The 18774-nt window shown below is 69.4% G+C and carries 16 protein-coding genes, 2 tRNA genes and 1 pseudogene; 12 read left to right on the forward strand and 7 right to left on the reverse strand.

What is annotated here, in order from left to right; all coding sequences use genetic code 11:
* Positions 1-1014: 1014 nt before the first annotated feature.
* Positions 1015-1950, reverse strand: a complete 936-nt coding sequence (locus ABGB10_RS32560; RefSeq protein WP_347664814.1) for a hypothetical protein — start codon at positions 1948-1950, stop codon at positions 1015-1017.
* Between ABGB10_RS32560 and ABGB10_RS32565 the strand changes: the two genes are divergently transcribed.
* From ABGB10_RS32565 to ABGB10_RS32575, 3 genes are read left to right on the forward strand one after another with little or no spacing between them, the layout of a single operon-like run.
* Positions 1937-2683: an NAD-binding protein gene (locus tag ABGB10_RS32565; RefSeq protein ID WP_347664815.1), complete on the forward strand. Its 747-nt coding sequence runs from the start codon at positions 1937-1939 to the stop codon at positions 2681-2683. The genes ABGB10_RS32560 and ABGB10_RS32565 overlap by 14 nt on opposite strands.
* Positions 2653-2832, forward strand: a complete 180-nt coding sequence (locus ABGB10_RS32570) for a hypothetical protein (protein ID WP_347664816.1) — start codon at positions 2653-2655, stop codon at positions 2830-2832. Before ABGB10_RS32565 ends, ABGB10_RS32570 begins: the two co-directional genes overlap by 31 nt.
* Positions 2829-3392, forward strand: a complete 564-nt coding sequence (locus ABGB10_RS32575; RefSeq protein WP_347664817.1) for an NAD(P)-binding protein — start codon at positions 2829-2831, stop codon at positions 3390-3392. The genes ABGB10_RS32570 and ABGB10_RS32575 overlap by 4 nt, the downstream gene beginning before the upstream one ends.
* A 150-nt stretch (positions 3393-3542) precedes the next feature.
* Here ABGB10_RS32575 and ABGB10_RS32580 read toward each other — a convergent pair whose 3' ends face one another.
* Complete coding sequence (locus ABGB10_RS32580; RefSeq protein ID WP_347664818.1) at positions 3543-3932, reverse strand: STAS domain-containing protein; 390 nt, start codon at positions 3930-3932, stop codon at positions 3543-3545.
* A 325-nt stretch (positions 3933-4257) separates the two neighbouring features.
* Between ABGB10_RS32580 and ABGB10_RS32585 the strand changes: the two genes are divergently transcribed.
* Positions 4258-5529 (forward strand): CehA/McbA family metallohydrolase, encoded by a 1272-nt coding sequence (locus ABGB10_RS32585; protein WP_347664819.1) that lies wholly within the window; start codon positions 4258-4260, stop codon positions 5527-5529.
* A gap of 101 nt (positions 5530-5630) precedes the next feature.
* Here the strand turns inward: ABGB10_RS32585 and ABGB10_RS32590 are convergent, their stop codons facing one another.
* The 3 genes from ABGB10_RS32590 to ABGB10_RS32600 all read right to left on the reverse strand — a co-directional run bounded on the left by ABGB10_RS32590 (position 5631) and on the right by ABGB10_RS32600 (position 11342).
* Positions 5631-6971, reverse strand: a complete 1341-nt coding sequence (locus tag ABGB10_RS32590) for a M1 family metallopeptidase (RefSeq protein WP_347664820.1) — start codon at positions 6969-6971, stop codon at positions 5631-5633.
* The gene (locus tag ABGB10_RS32595) at positions 6968-10882 is read right to left on the reverse strand and encodes a Pls/PosA family non-ribosomal peptide synthetase (RefSeq protein ID WP_347664821.1); all 3915 of its coding nucleotides are present in this window, start codon (positions 10880-10882) and stop codon (positions 6968-6970) included. The genes ABGB10_RS32590 and ABGB10_RS32595 overlap by 4 nt, the downstream gene beginning before the upstream one ends.
* A gap of 205 nt (positions 10883-11087) precedes the next feature.
* A complete protein-coding gene (locus ABGB10_RS32600; protein ID WP_347664822.1) occupies positions 11088-11342 on the reverse strand; it encodes a hypothetical protein in 255 nt (84 codons plus the stop codon).
* Between the two features lie 170 nt (positions 11343-11512).
* On the opposite strand from ABGB10_RS32600, the gene ABGB10_RS32605 reads away from it, so the two are divergent.
* Positions 11513-11677 carry a hypothetical protein gene (locus tag ABGB10_RS32605; protein WP_347664829.1) on the forward strand — a complete coding sequence of 55 codons (165 nt, stop codon included), beginning with the start codon at positions 11513-11515 and terminating at the stop codon, positions 11675-11677.
* Here the strand turns inward: ABGB10_RS32605 and ABGB10_RS32610 are convergent.
* Positions 11649-11891 carry an esterase-like activity of phytase family protein gene (locus ABGB10_RS32610; RefSeq protein WP_347664823.1) on the reverse strand — a complete coding sequence of 81 codons (243 nt, stop codon included), beginning with the start codon at positions 11889-11891 and terminating at the stop codon, positions 11649-11651. The genes ABGB10_RS32605 and ABGB10_RS32610 overlap by 29 nt on opposite strands.
* 1477 nt (positions 11892-13368) lie before the next feature.
* On the opposite strand from ABGB10_RS32610, the gene ABGB10_RS32615 reads away from it, so the two are divergent.
* Positions 13369-13815 (forward strand): hypothetical protein, encoded by a 447-nt coding sequence (locus tag ABGB10_RS32615; protein ID WP_347664824.1) that lies wholly within the window; start codon positions 13369-13371, stop codon positions 13813-13815.
* 263 nt (positions 13816-14078) lie between these two features.
* Here the strand turns inward: ABGB10_RS32615 and ABGB10_RS32620 are convergent, their stop codons facing one another.
* A complete protein-coding gene (locus ABGB10_RS32620; RefSeq protein WP_347664825.1) occupies positions 14079-14483 on the reverse strand; it encodes a hypothetical protein in 405 nt (134 codons plus the stop codon).
* 315 nt (positions 14484-14798) lie between these two features.
* On the opposite strand from ABGB10_RS32620, the gene ABGB10_RS32625 reads away from it, so the two are divergent.
* The 6 genes and pseudogenes from ABGB10_RS32625 (at position 14799) to ABGB10_RS32650 (ending at position 18565) form a co-directional block, all read left to right on the forward strand.
* Positions 14799-15965 (forward strand): helix-turn-helix domain-containing protein, encoded by a 1167-nt coding sequence (locus ABGB10_RS32625; protein ID WP_347664826.1) that lies wholly within the window; start codon positions 14799-14801, stop codon positions 15963-15965.
* Between the two features lie 185 nt (positions 15966-16150).
* Positions 16151-16580: pseudogene (locus ABGB10_RS32630) on the forward strand (transposase); the annotation flags it as partial.
* A 409-nt stretch (positions 16581-16989) separates the two neighbouring features.
* Positions 16990-17301 (forward strand): hypothetical protein, encoded by a 312-nt coding sequence (locus ABGB10_RS32635; RefSeq protein ID WP_347664827.1) that lies wholly within the window; start codon positions 16990-16992, stop codon positions 17299-17301.
* A gap of 155 nt (positions 17302-17456) precedes the next feature.
* Positions 17457-18392: a hypothetical protein gene (locus tag ABGB10_RS32640; RefSeq protein WP_347664828.1), complete on the forward strand. Its 936-nt coding sequence runs from the start codon at positions 17457-17459 to the stop codon at positions 18390-18392.
* A gap of 20 nt (positions 18393-18412) precedes the next feature.
* Positions 18413-18483, forward strand: a tRNA-Lys gene (locus ABGB10_RS32645).
* 10 nt (positions 18484-18493) lie between these two features.
* Positions 18494-18565 (forward strand) — tRNA-Pro (locus tag ABGB10_RS32650).
* The last annotated feature ends 209 nt before the right edge of the window (positions 18566-18774 follow it).

An 18774-nucleotide genomic window follows, 5' to 3' on the forward strand; every position in this document is an offset into this window, starting at 1 on the left:
TGACTAACTGAGTGACGACCACGACGGACGCCGGTGGACAAACATGCACGGCTGAGGATCGTCGCAGCAGCTTAGCCCGGGAACGGCGGCAGGTCAGAGAGCCGTGTTGGTTGCCTGGGGGTCAAGGGGTCGTCGGTTCGAATCCGGCCGTCCCGACAGTGAGAGGGTTTCCGCAGGTCAGTGACTTGCGGAAGCCCTCAACTTATTGCTCTGGCTTGATGAAGTGGCATGTAAGGCCCTGCTGGAACCCTAACTCGGGTGGTTTTGAAAGCCGATCTTCTCTGCCTCCGCAGCGAATCGCCTGGTAGGCGTACTGCATCCGCATCCTTGTGGTAGCGGGCGGACCTCTTAACGGCAGGCGATTTCTGGCAGACAGGACATGTTCTCCTCTGTGCCGCGATCGGCTGTTCTGGCTGTACTTGTGATGCCGGCTGCCGACGGCGAGCCGCTCACTGACTGGATGAACTCGGTTACGAGGTCCCGCCGAAGCTCGTCGAGCTTCAATAACCCTTCCCGGGCACCGCTTGCCTGGTCAGTGCCCCGTCGCCCTGCCTGGTTCTCCTGCTTGGGTCATCATGTTGGGGCAGCCCTATAGATCGCGGTCGCGTCGGTGCCTCCGGCGTATTCGAGCATCCAGTCCGCGCATCTGTGGAGATGCTCTGCCGGCAGGTAGCCATCGAAGATGACCGCACCGCCATGGAGGACAGTGGCCTGCGCACGCGAACTCTTGCTGCACCCCTCGGGCACGGTGATCTCGAGTGTCGGTTGCGGATGGCGTGACACCGATGTGGTCGTCCGGCTTGCGGCAGCTCTCGTGGGCGATGTCTACGAGGCCATTGCCCGTGCGGTGTGTCAGGCGTTGCGCGTCGAGCACCAGTGCCGCGCGTGGGCTTCACCGATGCTGGGATGGTCGCGTCGTGGTTGAAGAGCTTGGTAGGCCGACGGCTCGGGGCGGTGATGGAGGCCCGGATCAGCGGGCCGTTTGAGCGATCATCGGAATGCAGGTTTCACCGGTCAGGTGAAGAGTTGCCGGAGCCGGGCCTCGATGAGCGGGAGTCCGTCGACCGGCACGTCGTAGTGGCCGGCCCCTTCGGGCACCCCGAGGTTGATGTCGTTCCCGTTGATCAGCATCTTGTTGACGGTGGCGTAGGTGACCGTGGCCGGGCTGGTGATGTCGTCGGTGCCGTACAGCCACAGGATCGATCCGGGCAGCGTGGAGTTTTCCAGCCGTCCCTGGTTCTCGGCGTAGAACCGCTGGTTCTCGGGTAGCGCGTTGGGTGCGTCGCCGCGTACCCCTGGGTAGGTGTCCAGGCGGTGCGCCGGGTCGTCCCGCAGGTAATTCAGGATGTCCTGCCGGACCAGCCGGTTCAGGTCGGTCAGGCAGGCCCGCGAGTTGTCCTGGTAGATCCGCAGCATGTTCGGCCCGTACACCTGCCCGGGGTCGATGTCGTAGCCGGCGAGCCGCTGTGTCCGGGTGAAGTAGATCGTCTCCGCGTTGGCGAACACCAACTGGTCGATCTGGTGCGCGGTTGGTTCCCGGCCGGACCCGGCGGCGGCCCGGATGTCGCGCCACAGGACTTGGTTCATGGCCGGCACGTCCGGCACCGGGGCGAGGGTGATCGTGCCCCGGTAGTCCAGGGCCGGGTCGACCTGGCTGGCCTCCTCGGCGTAAGAGGCCGCGGCTAGTGCCGCGAAGCCGCCCTCCGACCACCCCGCCGGCACCCACTGCCCGGACAGGCGGGTGCCGAGGTACCGCTGTGCCGCCACCGCTGCGTAGATCATCGATTGGCCCTCGCTGGACAGGTGGTAGTACCCGTGCCCCTCAATGACACCCCGGTCGGGGTCGCCGAGCCCCTCGTAGTCGGGTGCAACGATGACGATCCCCATCCCGAGGACGGCGGCGAACAGGGCGACGTTCGGACCGTGCCATGGGACTGTGTCCGAAGACACCAGACAGAGCTCCGCCGCAGAGCCGGCACGGCAGCGGTTTGTTGTCTGTGGGGATGGGGCGGTCGCTCGCCGTCTGGTCACTGAACTGGCAGACCGCTACGGTGTCGCGGTCACCGTGGTCCTACCGTCGTCGAGCGACAAAGACGTACCCGACTTCGCCGACCTCGCTTCGGAATTCAGCGTGGCGGAGGGACAGCCGGAGATCATCGTGGCCCGTCGCCTGGCTGGGGATGTGCTCGATCAGGCTGGGGTTCGGGAGGCTGCGGCCGTGGCCTTCGTCGGTGTCGACGGCGTGACCAACGTGGACGCTGCCATGATCACCAGGGAACTGGCTCCCGACGTTCGGCTCGTGGTCAGACTGTTCAACCCGGTGCTCGGCGAGGGCGTGGCCGCGATGCTCGGGGACTGCGCCGTACTCTCCGGATCCGAGATTGCCGCACCGGCGTTCGTTGCCGCCACGCTCGGGGACGCGACGCCGACGTACCTGCGGCTGCCCGAGGGTGAGCTTCTGCGTAGCGTGATGCGCAGTGCCGTTGACCCGGCCGGTGCGGATGTGGTTTGCGGCCTGGCCGACACGACCGGCTCCGAGCCGCTCGTCCTTCCAGCGGAGGTTCGGCAGACCTGGTACTTGTCCGCGCGTACGGGCGGCCGCGAATGGACCCGCCGCGTCGAAGGCAGCGCCTGCTTCGTGCCCTCGGCTTGGTGTTCAGCCGAAATCTGCGTTTGGCGTTGATCGGCACGGTCGCGCTACTCGCTGCGGCAAGCGTCCTGCTGGCGTACACCCGCGGCGTGAGCCTCGCGGAGGCCACCTATCTGACGCTGCTGACAGCGATGGGAGCCGCCGAGATCGACCCCCCGCCGCACCGCTCACCGAAAAGGTGACCGGGGTGGCGCTACTTCCCACCGTCACGGCCCTGGTGGTGGACTCATTGGTGCGCGCCCGGCTGGCGTCCGCCGCTGGCGGCATGATCGAGCCGATCGACAACCACGTCGTGTTGGTGGGACTCGGCAACATCGGCACCAGGGTCCTGGAAGAACTGCATTCCGTCGGCATCTCCGTGGTCGTCGTCGACCGCGCGGAGTCGGCCCGAGGCATTGGTGTCGCCCGTGAGTTGGGTCTGCCGGTGATTGTCGGCGACGCTACCCGTCCCGAGACACTGCGAGCCGCGTCCGTACATACCTGCCGGGCGCTGGTTGCGTTGACCGACGACGATTTCACCAATCTGGAGACCGCCCTGTCCGGACGGTCCTCGCACGAGGCGGACCGAGCACGGTCGGCAGCAACCAGGCCCCCATTGCGAGCTCGTTCGTACCGACCGGCTGCCACACGCGCCGGTCTCGCCGCGCTGCTGCCCCGCACCGTACCCAGCCCTGACGCCGAACCGCTGGCCGAGGTCGCGCCCCTGCGGCTGCTTGCGGCGGCACCGCGCGATGGTGAGTGAAGGCTCCCGTAGTCCCGGCAGTGCTCCGATCATCGCACTCCTCGGCGGTCCCTCACATTGGGTCAGCAGCGACGCAGGATGCACCGCCGGCTGCCGTGACCGGTTAGGTCGTACGCGACGGCCCCGACCAGCAGCCCCGGGAGGATCCCGTCAGTCTGTGCCCAGTGTCGAATCTCTCGCCTCGTACCCTTTCAGGTCGGGTCGGCCTTGGAGGGGGACACCGATGTGCCGAAGGCGGTGTCTGGGGACACCGGCGGCGGCGAGGCGTTCGGCGATGGATGGGGAGGAGTGGTCGAGAAAGACGACGACCTGGTGATCGTCGCCGAGCTGACAGGCTGTAGCGAGGGTGCCGAGGTTGATCCCGTCCAGGTCGTGCAGGTCATGTAGGTCGAGGACCAGCCGCAGCGGGCGGATCCGTCGAAGGACCCGCACGAGGGTCTGGCGTAGCTCGACGGCGTTCTCGGCGTGCAGCGTGCCGTGCGGCTGAATGACCAGGGTGCCGTCGGTGGTGGTGTCGACGTCGACCGTCGCGTCGCTCATCGCGTTACCTTCCGTTACCCACAGGTTTCCGAACGGTCAGGTTAGAGCCTTTCGTGGGACGCGTCGAACCCGTGCTGAGGTGCTGGACCACGTGGACCAGACGCCCGGACCGAACGGCCCGGCAGTGGGCGCCGAAGAGCGGGCGCAGGCCGGCGGACCGAGCCGAGGACGGTGGCCCGGCGGCCGGCACCGGTTTCGCCGCCACTGAACGGGGACCATATTCCTATCCAGGCCAGACCGATGCGGTATGACGTGTACCGCAGTGTTTGCATGACCGACGAACGGTTGTGACGTCTCGGCCAGATCCACGAACCTTTATATAGCCATGACTGGACATCACCCGCACCACTGCCATCACGACCACGGATCCGACGACGACGTGCCGTACGGCCAGGTTGAGGTTCCCGCGGGCTTCGGCCGGCGGGCGCTGCTGGCCGGTGCTGGCGGGACCCTGATGCTGGCCGCGCTGCCGTCCGCGGCCCGGGCGGCCAACACGACGATGGCCGGCGCCCCGACCGCGGCGGTCGGCGCCGGCCGGTCATCCCGGATCACCCAGGGCACGACGTTGGTCCATGCGGACATGCACAACCACACGGTCATGTCGGACGGTGACGGCAGCGCCGAGGCGGCGTTCGCCTCGATGCGCGAGGCCGGTCTGGACGTCGCCGCGCTGACCGATCACGCCACCCTCTTTGCCATTGAAGGGCTCAGCTCGTCCGAGTGGCGGACCACCGGTGACCTGGCCAACGCGGCCAACGACCCGGGCCAGTTCACCGCGATCCGCGGGTTCGAGTGGTCGCATCCGCTGCAGGGGCACATCAACGTCTGGAACACCTCCGACTTCGCCGACCTGTTGCGGGCCGGCAGCCCCGGCAGCCTGTACAACTGGCTCACCGGCCGGCCCGGGGGTCTGGCGAGCTTCAATCACCCCGGTCGGGAGGCGGGCCGGTTCAACAACTTCTCCTTCAACGCCTCGGCCCGCGATCAGCTCGTGGGGCTGGAGATGTTCAATCGGACCGACGACTTCCTCTTCGAGGGTTGGTCATCGGGTGTGACGTCGCCGCTGGTGGCGTGCCTGAACGCTGGTTGGCGGCCGGCTCTGACCGGTGTCACCGACGAGCACGGCACCACGTGGGGCTTCCACGAGGGTAAGGGCCGCAGCGGCCTGTGGGTCGCCGAGAACACCCGCGCGGCGGTGTTCGAGGCGATGGCCGCCCGCCGTTCCTTCGCCACCCGTGTCTCTGGCCTACGGGTGGACGCCACCGCCAACGGTGTACGCATGGGCGGGGTGCTGAACGTGACCTCCGGCGACGTCCGGTTCCTGCTGGATCTGGACCGCGGCTCGGCCTGGGACGGCAAGCCCCTGCGGATCCAGGTCCTCCGCCCGGGCACGTCGGCGCCGACCGTCGTCGACGTCGTCGACACCGTCAACGGTCAGGTCACCGACTTCACCGTGCCGCTCGACATCACCGACGGTGACTGGGTGGTGCTCCGAATCTCCGACCCGTCCCTGCCCAACGGCACCCCCGGCCCAGCCGGCCACCCGTGTAACGACTTCGCGGTGGCCTACACCAGCCCCTGGTGGCTCCGGCCCTGACCTTCGAGGTGCCGGTCCTGGCACTGCCGGCCAGCCGCAGACGGCTGCGTCGGTCCTCCGGGACCGGCATCCGGTTTTCGCGTCATGGTCCCGTCCTGTGCTCAGCGAGGTAGCGGGGGCAGCGCCGGGCTATCGAGCCAGGCGTCGAACAGATCGTCCAGGGGCTCGCGGGCGAAGCGCTGGGCGTGTAGCCGGAACTGCTCGGTCGTCACCGTCGCGTGTGGGTGCTCGGCGACCCAGGCTCGCAGCAGCGCGAAGAACGGCTCGTCGCCGACCCTCTTGCGCAGGGCGTGCACTGCGAGCGCGCCACGCTTGTAGACAAGCGGGTCGAACATCCGGTCGACGCCGGGATCCGCGACGACGACGTTTCGCGGGCGAGCCGCGACCCAGGCGTACCACTGCGCGGCGAGGACGTCTGTTGGCTGGTCGCCGCAGACGCCGGACCACAGCCACTCGGCGTACGTGGCGAAGCCCTCGTTGAGCCAGATGTGCCGCCAGTCCGCCACCGTGAGGCTGTTGCCGAACCACTGGTGGGCCAGCTCGTGCACGATCAGCCGCTCGTGCGTGCGCCGTCCGTCGACGTGGTTTCGCCCGAAGACCGCCATGCCCTGCGCTTCGACCGGGTCGTCGAGGTCGTCGTCGGCGACCACGACGACGTACTCGCGGAAGGGGTACGGCCCGAAGAGCCGCTGCAACGCCGACATGATCTGGCCATGCCGGCCGAAGTCGTGGGCGGCGTTGCGGCGCAGCGCGGGCGGAACCGCCGCGCGCTGCACCACGTCACCGACAGCCAGGTCGACCAGGTCGTAGCGTCCGATCTGGACGCTCATCAGGTACGGCGAGGTGCGCTCGCGCCGCTCGTACACCCAGGTCGTGCCGCCCGCACCCCGCCGCTGGAGCACCGGATCACCAGTCACCAGCACGGTGTACGGGGAGGGGGTCGTGACCGCCACCCGGAAGGTGGCCTTGGCGCCGGGCTGGTCATCGCACGGAAACCACGACGGTGACCCGTTGGGCTGGCTGGCCACGAGCACCCCGTCGGTGAGTTCCTCCCATCCGAGCTCGCCCCAGCGGCCGGAGATGGGCACCGGCTTTCCCGCGTACCGGATCTCCACCCGGAACGTGTCCCCGGCGCCGATCGGCCGCTCGGGTTTGATCGCCAGTTTGTTCGGCCGGTGCAGGTACTTCGCCGGGCGCCCGTCCACCCGGACGTCCTGAACGCGGAGCCGACCCAGATCGAGAGTGAACCGGGACAACGACTGGACGGCCACCGCGGTGATGTCCGCCCGGCCGCCGAGGCGGTTCGACACGACCCGATAGTCGAGGTCGAGGTCGTAGTGCCGCACCCGGTAGCCGCCGTTGCCGTGCTCGGGCAGGTACGAGTCGCCGGAGCGATCAGCGCCGGGCGTGGCACCGCGCGATGTCGACGCCTTCGGATTCATGCCGGCCGCGAAGCCGGCGCAGGCCAGGTGGTGATCGGGTTACCCCGCCACCGGCTGTCGCCGGGCACGGCGTCGCCGCGGGTCACCAGCGAACCGGGCCCAACGGTGGTCCGCGCGCCGATACTCGCGCCCGGCAGAACGATGCCGTGCGGGCCCAGCGTGGCCCCCGCGCCCAGTGTCACCTCGTCCATGCTCATCACACGATCATGGAACAGGTGGGTCTGTACCACACAACCGCGGTTCACCGTCGCGCCGTCGCCGAGGCGCACCAGGTCGTACTCGGGCAGCCAGTAGGTCTCCAGCCAGACGCCCCGACCGATCTTCGCACCGAGCGTGCGCAGCCACGCCGTGAGCAGCGGCGTGCCGGTCGCGAAGCGGACCAGCCACGGCGCGGCGAGGACCTCGACGAACGTGTCCGCGAGCTCGTTGCGCCACACGAAGGAGGTCCACAACGCGCGCTCGGTGACCCGGAAGCGTCCGACCAGCAGCCACTTCGCCCCCGTCGCGATGGCGGCGGCGATGATCGCCGCGCCGAGCAGAACCGGCCCGGCGGCAAGCGCGGCCGCCCACCACCCGCCGGTCCGCCACACGAGCGCGAGTACGGCCAGGACACCGATCGCCAGGGCACCGGCGCACATCACCGGAACGATCCGGCACAGCTCGATCGCCGCCCGGGCCAGCTTCAGCCGCAAAGGCGGGTCGAAGGTGCGGCTGGTGTCCGCCGCTTCCACGGTCCGGCGCAGTGGCATCGGCGGCGCGCCGAGCCAGGACGAGCCCTTCTTCGCCTTGAACGGCGCCGACGACAACACTCCGACCAGGCCGCGCTTCGGCACCGAACGTCCGGGCGCCGCCATTCCCGAGTTGCCGAGGAACGCCTGCTTACCGATGCGGGCCGGAGCGACGCGCAGCCACCCGTGGCTCAGCTCGTAGGTCGCGACCATGGTGTCGTCGGCCAGGAAGGCCCCGTCGGCGACCGTGGTCATCGCCGGCACCGCGAGCACTGTGGAAGCCTCCACCCCGCGCCCCACCTTGGCGCCCAGCAGCCGCAACCACACCGGCGTGAAGAGGCTGGCGTAGAGCGGGAACAGCCCCACCCGCGCCATCCCCATCAGCCGCTCGGTCGTCCACACCTGCCACGCCACCCGCCCCTGCACGGGGTGGTACCCGGCGCGCAGGCCGATGCTGAGCGCCCGGACCGCCCCGAGCACCAGCAGTGCATAGCCCACGACATAGGCGGCGGTCGCCACCGCGACGGCGGCCAGCACAGCGCCGACCATTGGTCGGATGGCGAGCGTCCAGCCGAGCAGGGCGAGCGCTGGCAGGGCGGCTACCACCGGAACCAGTCCCAGTAGTTGGGAGGTCAGCGCGTACGCGAGCGGCCAGAGGCGCGCACCCGTCCGCGATCGAGGGGGACGCTGCCCGGGCCACCCGTCCGAATCCTTGGCACCTGCGGCTGCGGCCGGTGAGCCAGCCCAGTGTTGGTTGGCCGGTACGGCGCCGGCCACCGTCGAGCCCGCGGCGACGCGGGCGCCCTTGCCGATCCGAGCGCCGGGCATCAGGGTGCTGCGGGACCCGACTCGGGCGCCGGCGCCGACGCGAACCCTGCCGACGCGGACGACGTCGCCGTCCACCCAGTGGCCGGACAGATCGACCTCCGGCTCGATCGCCGCGCCGCGGCCGAGCTTCAGCAGGCCGGTCACCGGCGGCGCGCAGTGCAGGTCGACGTCGGGCCCGATCTGCGCGCCGAGAGCCCGGGCGTAGGTGATCATCCAGGACGCCCCGGCGACGCTTGTGGCGCCGGTCAGCTCGGCAAGGCGCTCGGCGGCCCACAGCCGCAGGTGCACGCCACCACCGCGCGGGTAGCTGCCGGGGCGCACCCCGCGTAGCAGCAGTCGCGCTCCTGCGGCGGCCACTACGATCCGGCCCAGCGGGCTGAACAGCACAAGCCAGCCCAGCGCCACCCACCACCACGAGACAACAGGTGCCCAGGGTGCCGGCGCGAGCAGGGCGAGGACGTTGCCGAGGGCGGCCAGGACGGTCAGCCAGCGGAGCCCGACCAGCGCGAGCATCGGCACCAACATCGCGGCCTGGATCAGCCCGGCACGCCTCGGCGTCGGCCGGACCTCCCGGCGCGTCGCCGCCGTGGCGTCGAGCGCGTCGAGCACGGCCGCAAGCCGCGACAGTTTCGGGTGGAGGTAGATGTCGGCCACCGACACCCGCGGGTGCCGGCGCCGGATCCACGCCACCAGTTGCGCCGCGTTCAGGCTCCCGCCGCCGTGATTGAAGAAGTCCGCATCGGCCTCGGTGGGACGTACGCCAAGGATCTCCGCCCAACCACCGGCGAGCCATTCCTCCGTCGCGGTCAGCTCACCCGCGGTGTCCTGGGGGGTGGACAGCGGCCACGGCAGCGCGGCCCGATCCACCTTGCCGGATGTCCGGGTCGGCAGCGCATCCACCACGGCCAGCAGCGGCACGAGCGCGGCAGGCAACTGCTCACGGATCCGCAGCGCCGCCGCCGCGGCATCGAATGTGACGCCTTCGTGCGGAACCACGTACCCCACCAGCAGTTGGTTGCCCGCGGCGGTGCGCTGCACCGCCGCGGCGGCACCGGCGACGTCGGGCAGCGCCTGCAGCGCGGCGTCGATCTCACCCAGCTCGATTCGGCGTCCGCCGAGCTTGACCTGTTCGTCACCGCGGCCGACGAACAGGAGCCCTTCGGGCTCCGCCCGGACGATGTCACCGCTGCGGTACGCCCGCTGCCAGCCGAGCACAGGAAGCGCCGCGAACTTCTCGGCGTCTTTGTCCGGATCCAGGTAGCGGGCGAGTCCCACCCCGCCGATGACCAGCTCGCCGGTCTCGCCCATCGCCACCGGGGCGCCGGACCCGTCGACCACGGCGAGTTCCCAGCCGGCCAGCGGCAGCCCGATGCGGACCGGTCCCTCGCCGGTCATCCGCGCGGCGCAGGCGACCACGGTCGCCTCGGTCGGCCCGTAGGTGTTCCAGACTTCGCGGCCCTCGACGGCCAAGCGCTGCGCCAGTTCCGGTGGGCAGGCCTCCCCACCGAAGATCAGCAGCCGGACCTCCTCCAGCGCCTCGACCGGCCACAGCGCGGCGAGCGTCGGGACCGTAGACACCACCGAGATGCGCTGCTCGGCCAGCCAGGGACCGAGGTCGACGCCACTGCGGACCAGCGACCGCGCGGCCGGCACCAGACACGCGCCGTGCCGCCACGCCAGCCACATCTCCTCGCAGGACGCGTCGAACGCCACCGACAACCCGGCCAGTACCCGATCCCGCGGGCCGATCGCCTCGCTCGCCTCGTCGACGAGGAACAACCGCGCCTCGGCGTCGACGAAAGCCGCCGCCGCCCCGTGGCTGACCGCCACCCCCTTCGGGGTGCCCGTCGAGCCGGAGGTGAAGATGATCCAGGCGTCGTCGTCCGGGCCGGGCCGACCGACCCGACCCACGGGGGTACGACGCACAGACACCGCCAGCCCGTCCCCGAGCACCGCCGTGACTCCCGCCTCGGCGAAGACGAGGTCGGCGCGTTCCTCGGGATCGTCCGCGTCGACCGGCACGTAGGCGGCGCCGGTCGCGAGAACGCCGAGGATCGCCAGGTACAGCTCGGCCGTGCCGGATGAGATGCGGACGCCCACGCGGTCGCCGACACCGATGCCGTGCCCGGCCAGCGACCTCCGGACCGCCTCGACCTCGTCGGCCAGGTCTCGGTACGTCATTGTGGTGGCACCGCTGTCGAGCGCATCTGCGTCGGCGTGCGCGCGCACGGAGTCGTCGAGAATGTCGACAAGCGTGCGGCGGGCCGGGGTCGAGGCGGATCGGAAGACCGCAGGGATCGTCGGTGCGGGAGCTGGCGGTAGCGCGACCACCTGGGGTTCACTCGTCACGGGCACCCGGCGTTCACCATTTTCGTCTCGCGGATCGGCGTCGACCAGGCATGCCGTATGCGGACCGGCCCTGGGCAGCCCTCAACGCTACGTCGCATCCGGCCGCAAGCGACGGTCAAGCAACGGCTTCGTGTCCACCACCACAGCGACCCGTTGCGGGAATGTCGAACGGCGGCGACAGGCCACCGGCCGATCACTCTCGTGTCTCTACTCAGGCCGTGTTGTCGCTACGGATGTGAACGGTCCCACCGCCGCCGCGCAGTTCCTCCGTCACCTGCTTCTCGGTGAGGGCGACCAGGTGCGAGTCGATGCTCGCCCCGTCCTTGAGGCGCTGGTGCGTTTCGTGCACGAGGGCGGAGATCTCGCTCCCGTCAGCATCCGGGAATCGTTGTTTCAGCGTCTCGACCTGGCGTTGCAAGGCGATCTCCGGGTCAACGATACCGCCACTGGCTGCGGGTTCGGTCATCACACACCTCGCACATCGTCTTGAGTGTCTGCACAGGTGGTGCCCCAGACATCCATTCAACATTCATTCGTTTGCCCAAAGTTCACCTGCCGGAGTGGGCCTTCCCGCTCCGTCGATGGGACTTTCAAGAAGACCAGTCCTTAACGTTTGGTCAGCCCATGATCATTATCGTGGTTCTCACGCTGACGCTGTTCGGTGCGACGACGTGGACGGCGCTGCAGCAACCGCTCGCCCGTAGCCCGGCCTCCCATCACCGCCTTACCGGAGTGCTCCTAGCTCTGAGCCTGGCGGTGGCCGTCGCGCTGATCACGACCGTGCTCGTGGCCCGACCATGATCGCGTCGCCGATGGCGTGGTCGGCGGCGTCGAGCGCGTAGGTCCAGCGCCGACCGGTGTAAGTGCTGGTCCTGACGTCGAACTCGTTGATCCGGAGTTTGCCCGTCGGGTCGCCCGCGACCGTGCCCTCGAGCAGCGGATAAAGCGTGGCGAGGGCTGGGTTTCCTAGCTGTTGTACTCGATGCGCTGATCTCCAGCCAACTCTGGCCGACACGACGGTCGCGAGGCGCGTCGACCCGCCGTAAGCGGGGGATACCGGACTGCCCTGTCCTCGGAAGCGTTGGTCCCGGCACTCGACCAGACCCGGACGGTGGGCCTGGCGACCCCTGCCTGGCGCGTTCGTCGGGGTGCTGCTCGGTGGAGCGACCCCTCTCGCCGCCGGGGTGACGTAAAGTTGGTCGTCCTGGTAGGGCTCCTCGCCGTGGAGGCCGTTGCGGCCCCGGCGTAAACGGCCGCTCGTACGCCGCCATCCACTGTGGTGTCGCCGTCGTCCTCACCGTCGAGTTGCGGCCCGTGGCCGTCTCCGCCCCGACAAGTCGGAACCCCGGCCGAGCCCTGCTCCTGCTCCGTGCGGCTCACCGACATCCGCGGCCGGCGCGCCGCCACGTGCTTGCGGGACCAGCCACGTGGGCGGCCCGGGGTGACCACCACCGGGTTCACCGAACCCAGCTCGCCGTAGAACGGGATCGCATCCGGTCGCCCGGTGGTGGCCAAATCGACCAGCGCCCTACCGCCGGCCTCGGAACCGGTGAACCCGACCGCCCGTACCGCAGGATCGATGTCTCGTGCTCCGTCACAGCAACAGCCCGGCCGATATCAGGGCTGCCGGGGGGAGTGTTGCGACGATCCCTCTACTCGGCTGGTTTACGCTGTCGGCGACCTGGGACAAACGTGCTTGAGCATGCCGCTGGGCCACCGGACTACTGGGGGTCAAGGGGTTTTGACAAGCAATGACAAGCCCTGAACGAGGCTCGGCATGAGGTTCTCCTGGGTTCAAATCTCCTCGTTCCCACGAGGGCTGGCCTGGCAACACACCCCGCGGTCACGGTAGCCGATACGGAGGAGCCTGGAGGCGCGGAACCGGCAGCTGTAGAAGTCGCAGGTTCGTGCTGGGGAGCTTCGTCGGGGTAGACGTTCGACGACCAGTGAGTCGTTCGGCTGGGGTGACTGTCTCACTGTTCGGCGGAGCGTATGTGGCTGCGGCGGTCACGACAATTGTCGTACGCCCTCTCACTGGAGACGCCGTGCAGCAGACACCTGATTCGTCGGAGCCATCTGCTCAGCATCCGCCCGGAGTCGACGCGTCGCCGTCTGCTGGGCGGTCCTCGGTGCAGCCGGTGGTTCCGGCTGCCCAGCTTCGGGCGGGCGTGAGGGTGGGAGTCGTCCTGTCAGTGGTAGTCGTTGGTGGACTCTTCATGTGCTGTGTCGGTGTGGGCGCTCTTGCCGCTGTCGGTTTGATCATCGGCGAGGCGTCACCTTCTCAATCCGCTCCGACTGTCTCTGCCGCCGGACCGACGCCGTCACCAAGTACCCGAACACCTGAGCCGGTTCGCACCACCGCTTTACCTAGCCAACCGGCCACGGCCCCCGCACAGCCGTCTCGGCTACCGACGCCTGGACAGCGCCTACCCGTCTTCGACACCTTTGAGCGTCGGGACGTCAGCTCCGGATCCGGCGCTCGCCGTCTGGCCTTGCGGGTCGAGCTACGCGTCTTTCCCGTCGACGGCCGGCAGGTCATCGACGTGGCGACGCAGATCGTGGAGAGCCATCGAGGGCAGGGGTGGCAGGCGCTGTCAATCGTTGTCACGTACGACCGACGTGAGGTGGTGCCCAGCTACGCGGTGTTCGAATGGGCGCCCGAGGGGCGCTGGACGGACGCCGCCAACGGAGACGCCGCTTCGTGGCAGGGCTACCGGCTGCATCAGGCCGTCGTTCGCGACAAGCTGTCGCAGCCTGATGAGTGCCAGGTGCCTTCGGAGCAGGCCTATGTGCTCAACGCCGAGTTCAACCAGGCAACCGAGGACAACGTCGACGTCAGCGAGGAAGCAGTGCTGGCGGATGTTGCTGAACAGCACAGCATCTCGGTTGCCCGCGCTGAAGAACTGGTCCTGGCTGTCGAGGACTGGACAATGTGCTGAGCGCCAACACGCAGGCCGTGTCCACCCGGTCCTTTAGGGCATCGGTCGATCCCGCGGGCGGGCCGAGTACGAAGATCCACCTCGCGGTCGACGGACGCGGCCGACCGTTGTCGGTCCTGCGGCGCGATGACCTGGTCGGTCAACTGGGACGTGACGAACGGCAACCGCTTCGCCAACACGGTCGGCCCGCACCTGGACGCGCTGCCCTGAGACCGGCACCGCCGGCACGGATCCCGCAACGGGATCCGTGCCGGGTGGGCCGATCAGATGAACGTGAGCGAGCTGAAGAACGCCGGGTAGCAGTCGACATAGATGTCGTAGACGCCGGGCGGCACGTGCACGGGGCCCAGGGTGGCCCCGTTGGAGCACCGGGCGCTGACCGCGGTCGTCGGCTGGCCGGTGAGGGTGCAGCCCTGGAACACGATCAGCCACGGGTCGATGTACTGCCCGGCGTACGGGCAGGAGCCCGACATCACCGAGAAACCGCCGCCCTTCGCCGGTGAGGCGGCGGCCGCCGTCGACGTCGTGACGCTCAACGTGCCGGCGGAGCTCGCCGATGCCCGCTCGGCTCGGATGGCGGCGACAGCCGCATCGCCGCTCGGCGCGGGTGCCGCGACCGCCGCGGACGGTGCGGCCATGAACGCGGCGAGCATCGCCGTCGCGGCCAACAGCAGACTGGATGCGCGGAGAATGCCGGATCGTGCTCCGGCGGAGGGTCGACTACGCCATGTCATAACCAGAACCACCTCTCGAATGCTGTGCGATCTGCGGATGCCGGGGCGCGTACCTGGTCGCGCCCGACCCGGCCGGGCCGTCGTCTGACGTCCATGGCGAAGCGTTCCAGGGTGCCGGTGGCCGGGTCTTCGTGACATTGGGAGAACCGGGTCGCCGGCGTACCCCGGTTCTTGCGAATGTCCGCAAGGCTGTCCGGTCCGCGTCAACCGGGCGGCGTGGCCGGAACGCATCGATTACCGTTGACCGGCATGGGCGGTCTGTTCAGCCTCTGGCGGCAGCGAGTGGCCGACAACGCCCGCCGGGCGGTGGACGCCTACCAGGAGGAGCTGCTGGAATACCGCAACCTCGCGGTGATGCCGCGGGTGCGGTCGGAGATGCTCGATTTCGCGGTCTTCCTCCGTCAGCGCACGGTCGACCTCGCGGCGGACAGCGCGCCGTTCCACGTGCAGGATCTGGACCTGATGGCCGCGATGGGCCGCCAGCGCGGCGAGAAGGGACTCACCCTGACCGCGCAGCGGCAGGTGCTGCTCGTGCACACCCGGCTGACGCTGCGCGAGGTGTACGAGGCGGCCGGCCCGAACGACATCGCCGCGACGATGCACACGCTCGCCTGGCTGGCTCCCGCGGGACTGGCCGCCCAGGGCGCGTACACCCGGGGCTGGATCGAGGGGCAGCGGCGCACTCTGGCGACCGTCGCCCAGGTGCGGCTGCTGACGGTGATGCTGCTGGCCGGCGACGACAGCGCGACCGACCTGGCGCGCGGCCTGCACATGCCGGTCCCCGACCACGTCGTCGCGACGGTGGTCCGGGTGGCCGGCGGGTCGCCCGGGCCGGACCAGGCGGCGCGGGACGAGTTCGCCGGCGCGCTGCTGAAGACGCACTGGATGCCGCTGAGCTGGCCGGAGCCGCACGAGGTGGTCGCGCTGATCCCCAGCTCGCCGGGCGGCCGGCAGCCGGCGGTCGAGCGCGGGCTCGCGCTGGCCCGCGACGTGGCCTCGATGACCGGCCGGCCGTGCGCGGCCGGCACCGCGCCTGGGCGGGTGCGCGCGTTCGGCGACGCGGTGGCGCTGGCCCGGCAGGTCAGCGAGGTCGCACCGGTGCGGGCCGTGCCACGCCACGCGTACACGGTCACCGACGTCTTCGCCGAGCTGGGCGCCGCCCGGCTGGCGGAGGTCGGGCAGTGGCTCCAGGTGGTGGCGGCGCAACTCGACGCCGGCCCCGACCTGGTCTCCACGCTGGACGCCTACTACCAGCACGACATGAACCGGCTCGACACCGCGGCCGCGCTGTGCATCCACCCGCGCACGCTCGACTACCGGCTGACCCGGGTGCGCGACCTGACCGGGCTGGAGGCGGGCTCGACCCGCGGCGTACGCGTGCTGAGCACCGCCGTCGCCCGGATCCTCGCCGGCTAGATCAGCAGCCGGGTGAGCTCCATGTTCTTCATACTGATGTAGCTCAGCTTGTTACCGAAACGCATCGAAACCTGTCGCGAGCTGATCATGTGCAGACGGTGTACGCGCACTTCAAGCGGCTGAACGAGCGGGGTGTGACCGAGCGGATCCTGACCGAGTTGCGCGAGCAGGTGCGCTTGGCGCATGGCCCGCAGCCGGAGCCGACGGCGGGGATCATCGACTCGCAGAGCGTCAAGGGCGCGGACACCGTGCCCCGCGCCACCCGCGGCTACGACGCCGGCAAGAAGATCAACGGCCGCAAGCGGTTCATCGTCACCGACACCCTCGGCCTGCTGGTCACCGTCTGGGTCCTGGCCGCCTCCTGGCAGGACCGCGACGGCGCCAAAGGAGCCCTGCTCGCCACCTACGCGGCCACCCCCGATCCGGCACATCATCGCCGACACCGGTGTCGCCGGCCGCCTGGTGGACTGGACCCGGGACCTACTGCGCACCACCCTGGAGATCGTCCGCAAACCCGCTAACCAGCGAGGCTTCGTCGTGCACCCCCGCCGCTGGGTCGTGGAGCGGACCCTGGCGTGGCTCACCGCCCACCGCCGCCTGGCCCGCGACTACGAAACCCATCCCGGCACCTCAGAGGCAATGATCCGCTGGCCGTCATCGGCGGCATGCTGCACCGCCTCACCCGAGGCGCATCCGCCACCCGCCAACAACGCCGCACCTTCAACCCGCCCGACTAACACAAATGTGAAACGCCTTCTTAGTAAATACAGTGCAGGCAAAGGCTTTCGGGCTGTCTGCCGTAGATCGGTCCCCGTAGCGAGTTTGCCGAAGTTGACCGCAGACGCTGCATTCGTGCTGAATGCGCACTGCCGAGCCGGTGGCCAAGGGATCAGGGTGGTATCGAAACACCGGTTCGGTCACCAGTCCATCATGTCAACGACGTTGGGCACGCCCGGGTGTGGTGCCAGGGCGCAGTGGTGAATCGGATTGCCTCGGTCTTGTCGTGCCTGCCAGCATGCCCGTCATGTCAATCGCCGAGATGTCTGCGGAGGATGCGCTGGTCGCGTTGCACGGGTCGCTGGATGAGCGGCGTCGGCCGGAAGAGATCGCTCATTTGGTGCTGCGGGTCGTCGGCGGCCAGTTAGGGCTTCGTGAGCGGATGGCGTTGGGGCGGGCGGCCCGTGCCGCGGCGCGGTGGAACGGGTGGAGTTCCATGTCGGCGGACTTCGCGAGGCCGGTCGGTGCTGCTCGTCAGGTCGACGCGGCAATGCGGTTGTTCGAGCTTCGAAACGGCGGCGTCGACCCGGACGACCCAGCTTCGCTGCTGGATTTCTGAGCGAATCGCTGGGCGCGGTCGATCCGGGGCGGTTGGACTTTCTGCGGGATCGGTTGAACCGCGAGGCCCGCGCCGCGGTGGGGGTCGAGTTGTCGAAGCGGCAGTACAACAGGCGGTTCCGGGTGACGTAGCGACTCTCGGCGAAGGCCGACCGGTTGGCGGTCGAGCAGGCCAAGCGGCAGTTGACGATGGTCGCTCGGGCCGGTTTCGCGGCGGGCATTGACCGGAGCGCGTTCCTGGCTGATCCGTGGGCGGGGTGCTTCGTGGCGTACCTGACCGCCAAGCGCAAGCTGCGGCGGGAGTTCACGCTGGCGGGGCGGGACAACCCGTACGACGACATCGCGGACCTGCTTTTCCAACGCTGCGCCGCCGACTCTGCGACGGATTGGTGGATGATCGCGCAGGCATATCCGACGACGTCCGTGCTGGCCCGGCTGGCCGACGCCCAGCGGGGTGAGCTGCTGGGCCGATGGTGGACGACGATGCGCCAGGTCGCCGCCTTGCTCAAGCGGGTGTGGTCGGCCAGCGAGTTCGACCAGGCGACCATGGTCGTGCGGCGAGGTAACGACTCGTCCACGTGGAACCTGTTGTGCGGCGCGTACAACGCCGCGAGGGCGGCGTGGATCGCGACGCTCGACGCCGCAGGCAGCCTCGCGCTGCTGGACGCCTCCTGTCCGGGTAAGTCGATGATGCTGATCGCGGCGGACCTCGCCGCATGGCATCGGTCGACCGGCGGCGGCCTGCACCCCGACGTCGGCGTGTGGGCGCGGCTGCCGCTACCGTGGGACGTGCTCGACGGCACCGCCACCTGCACCCGTGCCGACGTGGAGGCGGCGTGCGGCGACGGCGGCGTCGACCCGGTCTTGTCGGGTTGGTCGGGGCCAAGGGCGCAAGGCGCCGTCGGGACGTTCCGAGCGACGCCCGAGTTGGTGCACGGGGTCTCGATCGTGGACCCGGTGTGGGCGTCCATCCTGCGTGCCGCCGAGGCGTTCTCCGGAGGGAATATCAAGGGCGGCCTAGAGTCGTCGCTGATTCCGGCGGATGTCGTGGTCAGCGGCCTGCCCGAACCGGGTGGACACCCCAGACCGTGATCGGGCAGCATGATCCGTGTCCGTCGTAGCTCAGTGGTAGAGCGCCCGGCTCTTACCCGGGTGGACGCTGGTTCGAGCCCAGTCGTCGGCGCGCGTGGAGACCCGTTGTAGCTCAGTGGTAGAGCACCCGGCTAGGGACCGGGAGGACGCCGGTTCGAGCCCGGTCAACGGATCTCCCGCCGTAACCATCCGGTGCGCCGGGGGAGAAGCGTGAATCGGACATCGACCGGCGGAGGCGGTAGGGCGGCGTCCGCTCATGGCACCCCTCTGTGTCAAGAGACGGCGAGGAGTGGTGTTCTAGGCTGGGGTTTGGCGGGTCCGGGAAGTGACTGTTCTGAAGTGTCGACCTTGGGGGTTGGGTCGGCCGCGCTGGATTGAAGAG

The organism is Micromonospora sp. B9E7, from assembly GCF_039871815.1.
In the GTDB taxonomy this organism is placed as follows: Bacteria; Actinomycetota; Actinomycetes; order Mycobacteriales; family Micromonosporaceae; genus Micromonospora.

What these genes read in the sequence shown, in the direction of transcription:
- ABGB10_RS32625 (WP_347664826.1), top strand. Translation starts at nt 14,799, where the DNA reads ATGGGCGGTCTGTTCAGCCTCTGGCGGCAGCGAGTGGCCGACAACGCC.
- ABGB10_RS32635 (WP_347664827.1), top strand. Translation starts at nt 16,990, where the DNA reads ATGTCAATCGCCGAGATGTCTGCGGAGGATGCGCTGGTCGCGTTGCAC.
- ABGB10_RS32585 (WP_347664819.1), top strand. Translation starts at nt 4,258, where the DNA reads ATGACTGGACATCACCCGCACCACTGCCATCACGACCACGGATCCGAC.
- ABGB10_RS32600 (WP_347664822.1), bottom strand. Translation starts at nt 11,342, where the DNA reads ATGACCGAACCCGCAGCCAGTGGCGGTATCGTTGACCCGGAGATCGCC.
- ABGB10_RS32590 (WP_347664820.1), bottom strand. Translation starts at nt 6,971, where the DNA reads ATGAATCCGAAGGCGTCGACATCGCGCGGTGCCACGCCCGGCGCTGAT.
- ABGB10_RS32580 (WP_347664818.1), bottom strand. Translation starts at nt 3,932, where the DNA reads ATGAGCGACGCGACGGTCGACGTCGACACCACCACCGACGGCACCCTG.